Annotated in this window: 15 protein-coding genes; 7 read left to right on the top strand and 8 right to left on the bottom strand. The window is 36.0% G+C overall.

From position 1 onward, the window contains the following. Positions 1–309: 309 nt before the first annotated feature. Positions 310–1311 carry a coiled-coil domain-containing protein gene (locus ACIGG7_RS10280; protein ID WP_397549725.1) on the bottom strand — a complete coding sequence of 334 codons (1002 nt, stop codon included), beginning with the start codon at positions 1309–1311 and terminating at the stop codon, positions 310–312. A 491-nt stretch (positions 1312–1802) separates the two neighbouring features. Here ACIGG7_RS10280 and ACIGG7_RS10275 point away from each other — a divergent pair, with 491 nt between their 5' ends. The 3 genes from ACIGG7_RS10275 to ACIGG7_RS10265 all read left to right on the top strand — a co-directional run bounded on the left by ACIGG7_RS10275 (position 1803) and on the right by ACIGG7_RS10265 (position 4829). Beyond that, the gene (locus ACIGG7_RS10275; RefSeq protein WP_397549724.1) at positions 1803–2990 is read left to right on the top strand and encodes a hypothetical protein; all 1188 of its coding nucleotides are present in this window, start codon (positions 1803–1805) and stop codon (positions 2988–2990) included. 87 nt (positions 2991–3077) lie between these two features. Next, positions 3078–4271, top strand: coding sequence for a hypothetical protein (locus ACIGG7_RS10270; protein ID WP_397549723.1), 1194 nt, complete (start codon positions 3078–3080; stop codon positions 4269–4271). A 72-nt stretch (positions 4272–4343) separates the two neighbouring features. Continuing rightward, a complete protein-coding gene (locus ACIGG7_RS10265; protein ID WP_397549722.1) occupies positions 4344–4829 on the top strand; it encodes a M67 family metallopeptidase in 486 nt (161 codons plus the stop codon). 87 nt (positions 4830–4916) lie between these two features. Here ACIGG7_RS10265 and ACIGG7_RS10260 read toward each other — a convergent pair whose 3' ends face one another. Together ACIGG7_RS10260 and ACIGG7_RS10255 are read right to left on the bottom strand one after the other, a co-directional pair. After that, positions 4917–5609, bottom strand: coding sequence for a galactosyltransferase-related protein (locus ACIGG7_RS10260; protein WP_397549721.1), 693 nt, complete (start codon positions 5607–5609; stop codon positions 4917–4919). A 243-nt stretch (positions 5610–5852) separates the two neighbouring features. Beyond that, positions 5853–6734: a glycosyltransferase gene (locus ACIGG7_RS10255; protein ID WP_397549720.1), complete on the bottom strand. Its 882-nt coding sequence runs from the start codon at positions 6732–6734 to the stop codon at positions 5853–5855. A gap of 161 nt (positions 6735–6895) precedes the next feature. Between ACIGG7_RS10255 and ACIGG7_RS10250 the strand changes: the two genes are divergently transcribed. Then, the gene (locus ACIGG7_RS10250) at positions 6896–8098 is read left to right on the top strand and encodes a hypothetical protein (protein ID WP_397549719.1); all 1203 of its coding nucleotides are present in this window, start codon (positions 6896–6898) and stop codon (positions 8096–8098) included. Between the two features lie 40 nt (positions 8099–8138). Here the strand turns inward: ACIGG7_RS10250 and ACIGG7_RS10245 are convergent, their stop codons facing one another. After that, positions 8139–9212: a coiled-coil domain-containing protein gene (locus ACIGG7_RS10245; protein ID WP_397549718.1), complete on the bottom strand. Its 1074-nt coding sequence runs from the start codon at positions 9210–9212 to the stop codon at positions 8139–8141. Between the two features lie 314 nt (positions 9213–9526). Here ACIGG7_RS10245 and ACIGG7_RS10240 point away from each other — a divergent pair, with 314 nt between their 5' ends. Next, positions 9527–10288, top strand: coding sequence for a CsxC family protein (locus ACIGG7_RS10240; protein ID WP_397549717.1), 762 nt, complete (start codon positions 9527–9529; stop codon positions 10286–10288). A 146-nt stretch (positions 10289–10434) separates the two neighbouring features. Here ACIGG7_RS10240 and ACIGG7_RS10235 read toward each other — a convergent pair whose 3' ends face one another. The 3 genes from ACIGG7_RS10235 to ACIGG7_RS10225 all read right to left on the bottom strand — a co-directional run bounded on the left by ACIGG7_RS10235 (position 10435) and on the right by ACIGG7_RS10225 (position 13769). Further along, the gene (locus tag ACIGG7_RS10235) at positions 10435–11979 is read right to left on the bottom strand and encodes a hypothetical protein (RefSeq protein WP_397549716.1); all 1545 of its coding nucleotides are present in this window, start codon (positions 11977–11979) and stop codon (positions 10435–10437) included. Positions 11980–12052: 73 nt separating this feature from the next. Continuing rightward, complete coding sequence (locus ACIGG7_RS10230; protein ID WP_397549715.1) at positions 12053–12808, bottom strand: CsxC family protein; 756 nt, start codon at positions 12806–12808, stop codon at positions 12053–12055. A 181-nt stretch (positions 12809–12989) separates the two neighbouring features. After that, the gene (locus ACIGG7_RS10225; RefSeq protein WP_397549714.1) at positions 12990–13769 is read right to left on the bottom strand and encodes a CsxC family protein; all 780 of its coding nucleotides are present in this window, start codon (positions 13767–13769) and stop codon (positions 12990–12992) included. Between the two features lie 234 nt (positions 13770–14003). Here ACIGG7_RS10225 and ACIGG7_RS10220 point away from each other — a divergent pair, with 234 nt between their 5' ends. Together ACIGG7_RS10220 and ACIGG7_RS10215 are read left to right on the top strand one after the other, a co-directional pair. Beyond that, a complete protein-coding gene (locus ACIGG7_RS10220; protein WP_397549713.1) occupies positions 14004–15191 on the top strand; it encodes a ParM/StbA family protein in 1188 nt (395 codons plus the stop codon). A gap of 5 nt (positions 15192–15196) precedes the next feature. Beyond that, a complete protein-coding gene (locus ACIGG7_RS10215) occupies positions 15197–15583 on the top strand; it encodes a hypothetical protein (protein WP_224941044.1) in 387 nt (128 codons plus the stop codon). Between the two features lie 43 nt (positions 15584–15626). On the opposite strand, the gene ACIGG7_RS10210 is transcribed toward ACIGG7_RS10215, so the two are convergent. Further along, entirely contained in the window at positions 15627–16202 is a 576-nt protein-coding gene (locus tag ACIGG7_RS10210) for a CotY/CotZ family spore coat protein (RefSeq protein WP_397549712.1), read from the bottom strand. Positions 16203–16373 lie beyond the last annotated feature (171 nt).

The following is a 16373-nucleotide window of genomic DNA, read 5'->3' as shown; positions in this document are numbered from 1 at the left end:
GATTGAGTGGATGGTTACCTATAAATGTTGAAATTATATATAAAATTCTATTAGAGACTCAGGATGCAATTAATGAAATAATGATAAAGATTTAAGAGGCATTATTATTTTTTAAGTGATTCAAAATGTACAATGGTTGTTGGATACATACCCTCTAATTTTCGATTTGGATCTAATACAACCTGGATCATCAATGGGACTGGTATCAAGTAGTTTAAGCGATTCAGTATCAACAAGATTACTTCATGAAATCTGAAATATTGAGGAACTAGTGAAGGGATTTATACAATATAACAAACCGGTTTCCATTTAGGAACCCAGTTTGTTTTTATATTTATGGATTTCTTGCATCAACAAGGCATTCGTATATTGAAGGTTCTGGATTGTATTCTCATATTTACTTAATGTAGCTTTTGTTGTAATTGATTCTTCATCGGCCATGAAAACTTCATTTTTCATTTGTTTAATGTTTTTTCTTATATTTTGGAGGGAAGCGAAGTATTGGGTTTGTTCTTCCTGGAGTTGTTTTATTTCATTCTCTTTTCGTTGAATGGAGGATTCCTGATTTTTTTGGTTTTGAAAGGCATCTGAAATTTTTTGATTTTGAAAATGAATGATGTATTTATAATAAGACTCGGATTCTGTTTGGAGTCTGTGAGTTTCGTATAATTCTATTTCTTTTAAGAATAGTTGCGTTTCTAATAATTGATTGATTTCCCTGATTCGACCGTTTTCGTCATCGGCGAACGTTTTATCAATTTGGAAGCACTGAGTCCTGTATTCCAATTCTTCTTTTAGCTCCTTCACATACTCTTCAAGCCTCCAAGCATCGATTTCTTCTATATATAATTGACTTTCCGAATTTATGATCCTTCTCGATAAACAGTCATTCTCATATGTGAGATAACTGTTCTCTTCTTGTAATGAGAGAATCTCATTTTGTAGCACCTCATTCTTCTGATTCAATTCTTCAATCTGATTTGTTGAATTTGTTACATGAAGTGAGTGTTTTCGTAGTTGCTCTTTCAGTTGGTTTAGAGAATAGTGTAGCTTCTTTATTTCCTTATCCTGTGAGGATAGAAGGGCAAGATATTTTGAAGTTTCTTGATTCTTTTGTGTTTCATTGTTTTGCAGTTCCTGAAGGTGAGTTTCCATCATGGATTGTAACTGAAGATTTTCTTTTTTGATGGCCATATATTTCTTCGCGAGGTATTCATCCTCTAATGCTTCACATTTTCTTCTGTACTTCTCCATTTCCGATTTGTAATGAATGATTTGCTGCTGAAGCTGTAAGGGAGAAAGTTGTCTCATGCTTATTTACTCCTTTCGGCAATTTTCTATTAATATGTATATGTCAGTATCGGGATGAACGGTATTTGTCCATGAAAGAAGCCATGTAAACTTCCCAGCGTTTACATGGCTTTTATATTTATAATTAATATCATTGCAATGATAGGATAATCGTTCACGTTCGTAATATTCATTTAAAGGAAGCAGCGAAACAATATGATTTGAAACTAAATATATATTAATTTTTCATTTATTGATAATTAAAAAATGTTACGTGTTCATTAAGATTCTTCATAATTCCTCCTTTCTTATGGTATATGATATGTCGGTTTAGAAGATGATGTACTGACAAATGTCTATAGAATCAGCCTATTTTTTGATGATTTTCAATAAACTATCAAATGCCTATTAATTTTTTTTTGAATAAATAGGTGTTTACTCTATACCAATTTCGTTCTCGTCCATAGGATATAGTGTGATATAAATATTCATTAAAAGAAAGGAAGATTTGTTTGAAGAAGCGTAAACAAATTAGGGGTTCCCAGACTCCTACACCAACACCAACGGGTATACCTTTGGATCCCAATGATTTAGCACCGGAATGTATCTTCGTAAATAAAGTTTATGACTGGGTGTTCTTCGCAAATAAGTATGAGAACAAGAACTTTATTCCAGATGAAGCATGTCGTGCGGCAGTTAGTGCAGCTTTAGCAGCTGGTCAACGAGTGGAGGTGCAAACTGCCCCTGTAGATCCGTCTGACGTCAGCGTATCAGCTTCCATCATTGAAAATGGTAACCCTGGAAAAGTCCTTATTGTCTGGACAGTACCTGTAGATGTGACGATCCTGATTGATGGAGTAGCTGAGTGTTCATTTACTATTCGTACTCAGTTCACAGACGAAATCATGCTTTGTGTACCTGTCGGTATTACAAACGAAAACTTAAACGTCAGAGCTACTCAGGTTATTGCTACTTCTAATATGGGAGTATTAATGGGCCCAGATCCATTTGGACCAATGATCCCATTGAAAGTTGTACTATGTAAAGATATTCAGGTTGAGTATCCAGTTAAACTTGAAGTTTTGGCGAAATTCTGCTTCCCACGTCCGAACAATATTCCAGTACGTGAGGAAAAACTAAAATGTGACCTAAGCCTGCTTGAGTTCCCTCGTCAATGTCCGGGATTATTCCCGGTTGATAACTGTGAATGCCAGGCAACTGCTCTAGCAAGAAATGAAGATACTATTGCAACAATCGGTTCTGGTACATCAGCAGACATGGTAACAGGTCTATCCACTTTAAGAGCAGAAATTTGTCAAGAATGCTCTCTTGCAGACAGCACATGGTCCTACTCCTTCACCGATACTGAAGTAGGTCCGACTCCAGCTCCGACTGCAACAGGTTTCCAACCTGACTTCAGCTTTAGTTTCGATCCATCTTCAATCGACAACGTTACTTGCGATGTGTTTTCACTAACAGCAGTAGGAGAAGGAATTCGCTATTTTGATGGTGTTCCTGAACAGATGTTCTACGAATTACAAATCTTCACAGAATTATTAGGTCCAGTCTCTGAAGGATTCCGCTTAATCTTAAGAAATACTGCTAATGTAGTAGTCTTTGACAGTGGAGTAGTAGAAGCATTGGTAGAATTCAGTGAATGTGATACATTTGCGGACTTACTTGGTGGAATTGATGAATAATTAAATCTGGGAGAGAGGTAACTCTCTCCTTTTTTTTAACATGTATACAAACCATACATAAGATAATAAAAAAACTAAATGGAGGTGATGAAAAAGATGAACGAGGAGGGGAGTAAGTCACAAGAATTTCCGGGAGTATTAAAAGATATTCATTTGATATCTGAAGAACTCGAGTCGCTTTATAATCATTATTCAAACAGGATAAGAAAAGTGTCAGAGGAATTGTCCAGCGAACGATCAAAGCATAAGGTTTATCAATTAGAAATCGCTGAGAATCACCATACCATTCAGATGTTGACGGAACAGATTGAATATTTACTGAAAAATCTTGAAGTGAAGCATGAGCTTTATATTCAGTTGAAGAATGAACTAAAAAAAGAATCGTTACAAAATGACTTGAAGGAGATCAGCTTAGCAACTACAACCCGAAATGCTAATGATGAAGACAACTCTCAAGGGGATTTTTGGGAAGTTACTGAACATACATTTCCTTCTCCCATCCCAGAGATTAGAGTGATTTATGAAAGCACTGAAAGTCACAATAAATCTCTACTCAAAAAAATAAAAAATGATGCATTATCTTTGTTGGTTGAAGCAAATAGGTGCTTTTTTCCAGAGAGTAATATGTCTATTGAGGTTGAGGAATACTCAAACACTTTCACTACTCAACTGGAGTGGTTAAGAAAGCAACGAAAACAATACATGGTGGGGAAAAATGAAAGGTGGTATTCAAAAATGTGGAAATTTTTATGGGGGAAAGAAGAAAATAATCATCCTGAAATTCTGAAGAAACTTGATCTGATTGAAGAACAATTAGTCTTATATTCCTCCAAATTTAATGAAGTCAAGGAAACATTGAATATGGGCAATACGAGAGAGGAGATCACTCAAAATTTCTTACAAAAAACGAGTGACTTGCATGATGAGCTAAAAAAAATCGAGGAACATTATGAGGAAGAACTCCATGCATTGAAAAATCAAATTGAAGATTTTAAGCAAAGAGAGTCACATTTAGAAAGACAGATGGCCTTATTAGATGAAAAAAATAAGGCGAAGCAAAGCGAAAAGAATCAAAGGGAAATCGAATTGGAAGAAGAACTTGTGAAACTTCGTCAAGATCTCAAATCTCAATCGAATAAGAAAAATGACCTCTATAACAGAATGAAACAACAAAAGAATCAAGCTCCTCAAGTAAATAGCCAATTCGAAGAATATGGAAATATCCCTATGTCTTCTGAATCGAAGAGAACCATGTTTAACCCGAATAAATATATTCGATGAAACTGAAAGGGGGGAAGAAGATGCAATCGAAAGATCTAAATAAAATTTACAAGCAATCTAAAAGTACACCCATTGGGATTAAAAAAGAAGAACAAAAAAAAATGGAAGCGAAGCGGACGAAGTTTAAATTTAAAGGCTGCGGTTGTAACGCATAAAGAGAAAGTATTTATATCCAAAGTACTGTTTCAAACATTAATTGCAGAATGTAATAAAGAACTACCTAATGAAGCATGTGGATTTATTTCCGGTTTTAATACGAGATGTAACAGAATATGGCCAACTAGAAATACTAATCCCAGTCCGTATACTTTTGCCATTGACCTCAACGATCAAGATAAAATACTGAACGAGGTGAAAAGGAATAACGAAGACTTTGTGGGGATATATCATTCACATCCATATGGAAAAGCCATACCTTCTGAAGATGATATTAAACATGCTCCCAGACAAAATATTTATTATTTCATAATAGCTTTGGAAAGAGTAAATATTGATATTAGATGCTATAAAATTAGTGAAAATAAAGTTAAAGAGGTTGATATCGAAATTTACGGATAAAAAGGAGTTCTGCATGCCAGCAGAACTCCTTTTTATTAAAAATATGTAAGATGAAGAAGAGATATTTTCTTCTTCAAGTTTGTGATATTATATGTCCTTCCTTTTGGAAAGGATATTCATCATTTCTTCTTTCTTATTATAGGCGTTAAAATATTCCTCTGTAATAAGATGGTTTTTTGAATAGTAAGGATTCCCTTTGCCTTTCTCTGAAGGGTGCCATAAATGATAAATGCAACCATTTAATCTCTTATGTGACCCACAAATAGTGTCACTGGCAGCTACAAATGAATCGTCCTCACCTCCCCAACCAATAAAACGTTCGTCAAAGCCTTTGATTTTCAAAAAACATGACTTTTTTATTAAATTTATTCCACCTACAGGAATCGCCTTTTTACCAAGACGGTCCTTACCGTGTAATTTGGAGTGGATTAGAGAAATATGTGGCTTCTCATATATTAATTGAGACAGGTGTTGTGATAAATCTATGACCTTGTTATATGGAAGTATAAGCGGATAGATTCCAAGAAGCTTCAAACCTGAAACCATAGTTTCTTTTGGGCAAAGGATATCTGCATCAATAATGGCAATTAGTTCAGTTTTTGCTTGTTTTACTGCTTTATTAATGGCGGCAGATTTTGAGTAAGGAACGTTGCCTTCAGAAGCGACTATAATCTTACTTTTTGGAAAAAAGGTTTTGTAATAATTCATAACAACACTTAAGGCTTTTTGTCGATAGGGATCCTTTGAATGAAAAGGGATGATTATCGAAAAATTAATCATTTCATAACACATCCTATCTTAAAAAAAGATCTTGATATATTGTTTGGGGAGTGGTTGATACCTGACATTTTTTTTATAATTGAATTTCCATATCACATAAAAGTATAGTCACTGGTAGAAATTATCTCGATATTGTCTTATAACTGCTGCTAATGCACCAACCCTTCTAGAATGGAAAATAAGAAGCGACCTTATTTTATCGTTGGCATGTTAAGTGATAGTTTAATAAATGGTTTGTTTCTTTTAAAAATATATCTTAAAATGTTTGAAATACCATTCGTCATTGAAAGCCCTCTTTTGAAAATACTCTCTTCTTCGTTTTTCCACCCCATCTTTAAGAACCAAGCTTTCGATTTTCTTTGGACTCCGATGAATGATCAAATCCTTGGTTTTTTTAATTCTCTCCTGATCAAAGTGGAGGTAGGCCATCCGCAGCAAATTATAATATACCCCGTCATAATCCACATTGTATGGATGAGATTTTCTGAATAAATGCAGTATCGTCACAGATGGCTCACAGCTACATCTGTATCCGAATAACCACAGTTTAATAGACAATTCTACATCTTCATGCCCCCAGGTTTTAAAACCAGTTTCGAATCCGCCCACTTTGAAGAAGACATCTCGTTTGATCAAGAAACATCCCCCAGGAATAATCGCGGTATTGAATAGATATGGCCTTTTCTTATGCCATTGAATTCTTAAGCTGTTGGATAAAGTTTGCCCATACCCTATAACCTTTGGATCATCCATAGAAGCTATTGCAGGACAAACAACATCCGTCAAATCGGATTTCAAAGGAGTCAATAGTTTATCAATCCAATGAGGTTGGAAAGTTAAATGAGCATCACAAAACATCAGATAGTCAGAAGTAGCGTTTTCAGCCCCAATATTCCGTGCTACAGATGGCCCAACACCTAAAGTTCGAATTTTTTTCACTTTATTTTTAAAGTGGGATTGTTCCAAGAAATCACAGCATCCATCGTCAGAAGCATCGTCCACGATGATCACTTCATATTCAATTTTAGTGGCAGTGGAAAAAAGCGAGTTTAATGTTTTTTTTACATTGGAACCTTCATTTTTTACAGGAAAGATAATAGATACCTTTGAATGATCTTTATGCACTACATGTTCTCTCCTTTAATTTTTTATCCATCAATTTATCATATGTATATATTCTCCGTTGGTGTACATGGAATGAGAGATCGTGTTCATGCATCATAGTTGATCATTTTGAGTCATAAGATAAAGAGACCAAATTAGAATGAAGAGCGGTGAGCATGTACATGAAATTAAAAATTAACAATCATGATTGGGGAACGATTCCAGCACATTCCATAGCTGCCATCCAACTTTATTGTGCGGAGAATAATCATCAATTTCGTCTGAACGAAGAAGAACAAATGGTGGAAGTGAAAAGTTCGCTTCATGGAAAGAAAGTATGGGTATCGGTAAACACACCGAATGTTAGTATAAACGATGAAATTGATGAAAAAGTGTCAGGAATATTAGCTAATTATGGAATTGACGTATCTACAAAAAGTGATACTGGGAAGATCAGGAACGGGGATCTCTTTATTGATTTAGTGTCGAGTAAATCGAAGGGAGATAACAAGACTATATCTGTTGGGTATAATGAAAGACTGAATTCCATCAATGTTAAAAAAAATCTCTCAATCTATAAAGATGAGCTGCACTTTATGGGTTACTATTTGATGCCGGAGAATCATTCTATTCCCCATTTAAGATGTTCCATGAGTTGCGAAGACGAAGAGTTCTTGTTAAAAGAAGGGCCTGCAATTCTAACACAATGTGTCCTTAAAACGCTTCTCGGTAATCAAAAACCCAATTTGCTGGATCTGGATATTCTCCATTTATTAACGAAGAGTAATCAAACAGGACCTGCTGATCCAAAAGCGGTTGAGAAGAAAAAGGCAAGTAAAGATATCCAAATTGATGATAAAACGTACGAAGAGATGAAAATGCGAAAAGCAAACCGGAAAGTTCATGAAGTTCAGGAAAGGAAGCTATATGCGGAAATATATTTTGATTACAATGTTATACCGAATCGAAAAACTGAACGTTATTCCATTAAAGCTGATCTTTTTATAAAGAACACAGGGAATGTAGATTTATCCAATCCCAAGATCTGCTTTCGGGTGGACCCACCTGATAAGATTGAAATTGGAGGACAGATTCTTCCACCTGAGATGAGCGAGATTTTTTCTATACAAGGTCAAAATGGTGCACAAGGATGGAAGTATATGGGGAAGGATTGGCTTGAAAAGGCATTCTCCACTGGAGAATATTGGATTGAGTCGATACAGGAAACATTTATACCTCCTGGTGAAACGCTAGCAGTGGAAGGACTGCAATTTACGGTAGAAAATCTTGAAGAACAGGAATCATCGACCATTATAGGGTTTGTTTTATTTGAAGATCAGGAGCTCCAGCTTAGCTCCAATAATAAGATCAAAATTACATTTTAACTAAAAAACGATGCCACGAATGGTTGTGGCATCGTTTTTTTTATTCCTTCTCATCTTCAGAACATTGACTCTCCATCTTTGCTGAGATCTTCTCTACAGGAGGTTTTTGACGTGCAGTTATAATATGAGTCTGACTGCGCTTCTGGCTCTCCACCAGCCTCTTAAGCTCCAATAAATTATGTGTCAATGTAGAATTATATTCACGTATGGAGTCGACCTCTGAAATGAAATTCAGAAACCTCTGCTCAACCTGCTCAAACTTCTCCTTCAGCACCTCATTCTGTAGAGTAAAGTGAATTTCCTGATCCTGCTCAACCGCTTCAATTCGTTCATCCTGTTGTTTGGTTCGTTGATCGATATCCGCAAATTGGGAAGACAGCCACCATTCATTTTCTTCAAAATGTTTTTGATATTGACTGATGAATGACTTAATGTACTCCAACTTTTGCTTTTCTGCTTCTATTAATTGGTCCTTTGCAAATTGCAACGAATCAAGGGTATGTTTTCTCTCGGACATTACTTTTTCTAATTCTTCAGTTTTTGAGATCAGGTTATAAAAAATTTCTTTCTTTGTACCTTCAGAGTGAGCTAAAGCTGAATTTAAATCTGAAATATGGAGTTTTTTTCCTTGCAGTTCACTGTTTAAGCTGTCAATTTTTCTAAGGTGAAGGATATTTTCCTCCGATACTGCTTCATTTTTACTGAACAGTTCTTTTTGGTCCTTCTCTAATTCCGATATTTTTTGAGATAGTTGTCTTTGTGTCAGCTTGTTGGCAAGGAGTTCTTGTTGGAGTTCATTCTTCGCAACTAGGTGCTGCTGTAATAACTCCTCCTTTACATGAATGGCGTCATGAAGTGCCCTTACTTGGTCTTCTAATTTCTCTTTCCCTTCTTTAAACAGGTTTCGATCTACAATAAGTTCCCGTTCAACTGTATCGTTCTCATTAATTCGATGGTGAGCAAGTGTTAATTCCTCCTTCACCATTTGAAGTTGGTCCTTATGGTATTCATTTTCGGCATACAGATAACTGCTTTTCAGAGTTCGGATCTTTTTATTCAGATTCTCTATTTCAGATTTTAAATAAAGGACTTCTTGATCAGTAGTGGTGTACATTGGTGGTAATTTGGCTTCCTCCTTTATAATAATCTCCTCCTAAAGACTTTTACTCTATTGTATGGAGCAATTTGGGTAAAGGTTACAAAATCCCAAGCAATTAATATGGATCAAAGCTTCTTGAGTATGAGTATTCCAATGTTTCATAGATTAATAGATGTACTAGAAATATGTTGTAGCCTACCGACACACGTCCACTCATTTTTGTTAAATAAACATAGATTATAGTAAGTCAATAGAAAAGGAATATACACTATTTACGCTACATTTATGGCATTTCTATTGATTAATTATGATTACTAGGAGTGAATAATTTGAAAAAGAATACGAGCTGCGGGTTCGGATATCACGGGTGCCCTTCACAACCATCCAGTGATATGGCAAAGTCAAGAAGCTTATTTACAGAAACGTATGTACCGGATCTTGATTTAGAAGAAGTTACGGTTGTTCTGGGGGATGTATTTCTTCAATCCCTAACAGAAGCAGATATTTATCTACCAACTTATGCAAGTGCAATTAAAAACATCGAGAAAAACGTTTCCCTTACTCAGAGTAAAGCGATACCTGTACCAGGTTTTCCAGAATACGTTAAATTATTTGTGGAAGGAATTGTCCACAAGAATATTCAGTATGTAGAAGGTTCATATGGGGTAGTAAAAGATTATAGTATTGACATTCCGTTTAAAGCTTATGACCGAGTGAAACTCGCTAATCCTGTCAATAAACCATTTGGAATTGACTTCAGCATTAAGGAGAATGTTTTGCAAAGAAGAGAACTTGCCAAAGATGGAATGGGTGCATCCCGTTGCGAATTTGGTTCATTAACGTTCGAAATCAATAACGAGCCTATTAAATGTAAACTTCTTGCATCTGCAGTGAATCAATGGGATATTACCGAAAACTTTGATAATTGGGGACGTTTTAATAAAATCACTGAAAAGATGGACATTAACCTTCTTATTAAATTAACCCAAAAGAAACAACAAATGGCTGGAGATGCTGATGCAGGTGGAGGAGAAGATCAGCAAGGTCCAGAAGTAGTCTTTAATCGTTTCAGAAACATCATTCAACAATAATGGCTAGCTCAAAATGCCCTAGGCAGACTAGAAAGGTAAGAGTCTGCCTCTTAGGCGTTTTTTTAATACTGAGATATATGAAAGGGAGGGTGAACGTCAAAAAAGGATTCACAATGAGGGTGTGCCCCTTCCTCATATTACATATTTTAAAGCACTTCATTCACATTTAATTGGACAAATTGTTCTTGCGTTAAATGCAGACTTAACGCTAAAAACCCTTGTACTTTCAGGGTGGAATTCACCTCATCCTTTTGGTGCTCTTCCTGACTAATAAACTTGAAATCTTGTAGTGAATGGTGGATTGAATCACAAAAGGAATCATGACTTTCGTGATGAGTGGTCATTCTTTGATTGTTTTTTGTTAAGAAGGTGTATTCTCTATGAACACAAATGGGTATTTTCGGTTGAACTATCCAACGAGGTGTGCAGGTATGATTCCATTCAATTGGAATCTTTATTGAATGGACAGAGCTTGTTTCTCCTGGATTTACATAATCTATTGCAGCAATGAGAGTTCCCTTCACAAATACAATGGAAGCAGGAGAAGGGATATATGTCTTAAGAGATTGAATAGACCAACGGATTGTCTGGATATGTTCAATCGGAAAGGGTAAATCTAGATTCTCAAAGATGGTTAATTCAATCTTTAAAGTAGACAATACAATAGGAATCTTCACAGTTAAAAAGTGAAAGTCAAATGGGTAAGTAGCTATCGCTTCGTCTGTATGTGGCTCTGGTGAAAATAGTTCATTTTCGAAATGTTTTTTTAAGGCTGTTAGTTCACTACGGTCCTGTTCGCATTCTTCGGGATATTTCGGATCATTTTTCATCATCGCGGTGGAAATTTTTTTGAGAACAGATGTCAGGGAACTTATTGACTCATTGAATTCATTCGATTTATTTTCTGATTCACAGTATTCTGTCTCCAAGAAATGGGTGAATGAAGATGGATGATTTGCTTTATGATCATAATCCAGATAAGAATTGATACAACCTTCCTCACGTGAAGTATGAGAATGATCCTCAGATATTACATTCTGTTCGTTAGTGTGCTCATCTTCTTTTTTGTCATTTTCTTTCATTTTAAGGGAATCTACTTCTCCATTTTTATCTTTTGTTATCTTAGAGGTCGATATTTTGGATGACAAACCTCCTGCAGATTCTTCACCCGGTTCTTCATCCAATATCATAAATATTTCTTTACGTATGGAAATAGGCTCTTTTCCTTTATCTTCCTCACCAGAGGATAGCTCGTTTACTTCACTGTGACCGGAAGCTGAAAGCTCAACCTTGTTCCTCTCATCATGTAAATCCTCTCTGAAATGATTAGAGAGCAGGTTTTCCTCCTCTATTCCTTCACCCTGATTAACCATTTCCTTCAATTCTTCATCAATTGTTTTCCCGTCTTGAATGATTTCCATATCCATCACTTTGGGAGGTGGGAAGAATGTAGGTTGAGAAAGAATTCCTTCTTGGAACTCCTTAGTCAATGTTGAATCTGTCGGACAATCTTCTTCATTATTTACATTCGTTTCAGTGGAAGGAGCGTGCTTCTGATTAAGATTAAATAATGAAAATGAATGATGAGGTTGATCTTTTCTAATCGTTTCCTTTCTGTGTTTTTCTTGTTGAAATTCATCCATCTTATTTAGAAAGTGTTTTTCAATATCATCATATTGATCATTTTTCATAATCAGTGTGATTGGTGCGTTACGATACTACACCAAATCCTTTGCCTCCTCTCTATAAGAATGATCATCTTTTTCAGTCGCAATCATCGTTTGTAGTGGAGGTGACTCGAATCTGTTGATTTTGAAGGACTTTTATACATAAATCTATGACCATTTTTTCTTCTATTGTACGGAAGTATCCTTCTCCGATAGGCCCTGAATGAGGGAGAGGGCAGCGATCGATTGCTTCATCCCATTCAATGATTTTACTTGAAACTAGTTCACAGTATGGGATCTCATTGTAATACTGATGACTTTCTTGATGGAATTGAGATAAATCATGTGTTAGTAACTCATCCTTTTCTGGATATCCGGAAGGTAATGGCTTCGAAATAAAGAAATCAAATTCTTGGCGATTATTTACTTCAGGCATTACAGGCATTGATAAGAAATGCTTAATGTCAGTCACACATTGAAAAGGAATATCAACCGTGTAAGAGTGCAGATCTGAAGCAATGGAAGAAAGGGAAGTTTCTTCAATTTCTTTACAAGGGCTTGCATATTGGATGTTTTTTCTTACAAAACCTTTCACAAATAGTTTATTAGAAGGAAGAAGAAGCCTGCACTGTGTTAACTTTATCGTTTTCTTTATATCTTTAATTTCTAAAACGGCTTCTGGAAAGGTAATCGTCGCATCTACGTTTACCTGAAGAATCAGTTCAGCCAATACAACTGGGACCTTAGTTACGATTTTTCCGATACTAACTTTTGGATGATGACAATGGCTTTTACAATCATTCATATTTGACGTTTCATTGCAATCTGACATTTTATTATGGTTATCAAACATAAGGGACCTCCTAAAGCAAGATAATGCCATCTTATGATTAAGGTTGATTGTTGTTTGGGCCAGAGCCTATATGTAAAGAGACTAATTATTGAATCAGGTCACAAACACTGCGGGGAATGTTGTGAAGAAAAAAGCATTCCCCTGTTGTTATGACTAACAGTAGGGGGAATGCTGGTGAATACTATGCATCTCCGTTTAATGCTTCAAGACGAACTTGCTGTTTTTGTAATACTTTAATGGTGAAGTTGAGGGACATTTTTTCTAGCATATTATAGAAATATCCTTCACCTACAGGGCCATCAGATACACGATCTGTTGATTCATCCCACTCTAGAATGCTGCTTGAAATCAATTCACAATATGGAAGCTGATTATAGTAATTCGTGCAGTATTGATGGAATTGAGAGATATCATTTGATAAATATTGGTCTTTTTCAGGATAGCCTGTCCCTAAGTCTTGAGCTCTAAAGAAGTCAAACTCCTGACGACTATTTGTTCTTGGGAGTTGTACGGGAGATTCCAGGGTAATCGTAGTCATGCATTTGAAAGGAACGCGGACAGTTAATGATTTAATGTTAGAAGATACACATGATCCATCAAATCCAGTTCCTCCACATGGTGTAGCGTATTGAATGTTTTTGCGCACATATCCTGATAACAACAGGGGAAATTGTGCACCGTCTTCACTGAAGTCGCCATTGCTGGTTGGAATAGTCATTAGGCGGCATTGTACAATTTCGACCTTCTTCTTTACATCTTTAATTTCCATCACAGGTTCCGGAAATTTAATATGGGCTTCTAGGTTACTAGATACACGATATACTCCTAAATCTACTGGAACATGGACAGTTCTTTCACCGGCCGGGGTAAGAATGGAGTCTACAGTTGCGTTGTCGCAGTGATCGAGTGAAGCAGATTGATCTACGTTCACACAATTTTTATTCTTATTATAATCACTCATTTTTTTTCCTCCTATTTAATAAACAATATTTTTACTACACTTTATAGTATGCTTGGCGAATCTATTAAGAGTGGTTATATGAATCAGTATAAGAGTGGAAATTTACTAGAGAAAATCATTCAAGAGGAAATAACTCTTTCCTGAATTACTATACTGGATTTTAAAATTTATGATTGGGTACTTGCACCGATGTTTTCTATTCCGGCATAGGCTTTAAGGAAGGAGGAGGATGTAATGAATAGGCATAATTATGTTGCTGTGGACTTGGGGAACAGCTTTTATAAAGCCATTGTGTCAACAAATGGTGAAATGACAGAATACTCCATGCCGAATGCCATTGCTTTATTTGATGAAGAATTTTATGAGAAACCTTACGATGATGAAGATGTTTTATTAGGAGACAACTTGATTGTGGAAGTGAACAGTTCAGCGCTGCATGAGAAGAGAGAAATCTTTTATATAGGTAAATCAGCAGCGAGACAGCGTAATGTGAGTTTAACATCCTTTAATAATCAGAAAGTAGATGAAGACCGTACTTACACTCTTTTATTTGGACTGTTGGCCCATCATGCTGTAATGAGCAATCAATCAGATATAGATGTATTCTTTGATATAGATCAATTGGCAGTTTCTCTACCGACTACTCAGTATAAAGAACGTAAAGATACGTTGAAAAGTCGTCTAATCGGGACTCATACCGTTTATCTTCACAAGGTTCCAGGAATGATTGCCCCTCAAGAAACCGTTGTAAGACTTCATATTAAAGATGTTATTGTTGGTGCTGAAGGGGCTTGTGCTTACCTGGCATTAACAAGGGATGAAGAGACATTGGGAGTTAAAGACGAAGCTCTCTTACAAGATTCTGCCAAAGGAATCCTTATCGGTGATCTGGGGGGAGACTCAGTCGATTTTGTAGGAATCAAAAATAATAAGCCAGTAGCTTCCATTGAAGGAGAGCCGTTTGGGATCAATCAGTTTTTAGATCATATCATACAAAAAGTGAGTAAATATGAGTTATACAAGTTCGACTCAAGATCTGAACTTGAGGAAAAAATTGTAGCTGGTCAATCCGAGTGGTATGTAGAACCATTTGCCGGCGTGAAAAAGGATATTAGTAAGTATATTATTCCTCAGTTGAAATCATTGGCCATAAAATATTTGGAACATTTCGATCGGGTTAGAAATAGCTCAAATGAAATCAAAGGGGCAGTCAAATATATTGCAGTAGGTGGAGCGGCTAAAATTGCTGAATCTCATATTAGGGAAGCGGCCGTAAAATGGGCAGAAAGAGGACGCCCCATTGAATTGTTCTTCCCTCCAAATATGGAAAAGTTAAATGTGTCAGGATTGATGATCCTTGCAAAGTTAAATCAATTAAAAAACAATCCTGCACAGATTGAATATACAAAAACTAAAGGGTGATGGGCATGTCTAAGAAATACTCGGATTACTTTCAGGACACGATTCTTACGATCCCCGAACATTTCATAAATGTTAAAACTGGGGAGGAAGAAGCCATCACCTCTAAGATTCAAGAGCAAATTGCCTATCATTCAAGAAACAATACGTTAATGCATCTTGTTTTTTCTGCTCTGCATGATTACTTGCACCATTCTAAGCCTGTTCAACTTAACATGACACCAGATGATACCATACTAGAAGAACTATTAGATTTAAAAAGATTACTTCTTCAAAATGGATATAATTCCCCGAAGAGCTTGCCTGAAGGTACCATCGTAAGCCGAAAGGAACAAGAACATTCCCCCGTTGGATTGAAAGAAATAGACGATTTGCTTGAAGCTTTTGGAGGATGAAAAAGGTGAACGACTCTCGTTCACCTTTTTTTTCGAGTGTGTGTTATAAATGAACGGCAGGCAAGCAGGTAATTGCACAGAAACAAGACAAATCGACAGTTATACAAATCCCTGTTTCCATCAAGTCATCCACGCATTTGTGGTCAATTTGTTTACAAGGTGAAGTGAGTGAACATTTACTGTCATTTTGAGAGTGAGAATCACCCTTATGATGTTCGGATTTAAATGTCAATAATTCCAGAGTCGCACATTTATGATCAATGTCTATTATTTTGAAAACGTAGGTTTCAATGCATTTCAATGTCTTTTTCTTCTTTGTATGACAATGATAGGCGGTAACACCAGTTCCTTTGAATGGATCGCATCCACAATATAAAATAAAGGGAATGGTATTCTTTTTGTGTTTCTTTTTTTCGCATAGTAAATCCTCTATGGATTTTTTGCAGGATGAATTGCATCCATGGTCTTTCTTTACTTTTTCCTGGGCTTCAAGGATTGCTTCTAAAACGTCTCCGACACAATTTTCATAATGGCTGGGACGAGATTCACTGCATTTATGGTTTTTATAATCCTCATGGTAATAGGTGTCCTGGGACTTTTCTTTCTGACTATAACTCATTATTTAACACTCCTTTACAATTTACTACTAATTATCATACGTTCATAAGGGAATATTCGATTGAGCCTCTAGCCTAAAAAGATAAAAATAGATTCCAGGTACATAATTGATAGTTGTTTGGTCTTGAGAATTGAGCCGAGAGAGGGAGGTGTTTACCTTGGGGGCTCGAAG

The organism is Rossellomorea sp. NPDC077527, assembly GCF_044542955.1.
Taxonomy (GTDB): Bacteria; Bacillota; Bacilli; order Bacillales; family Bacillaceae_B; genus Rossellomorea; species Rossellomorea aquimaris_E.
Note: the sequence above shows the minus strand (reverse complement) of the source record. Positions and strands in the feature narration are given on the sequence as shown.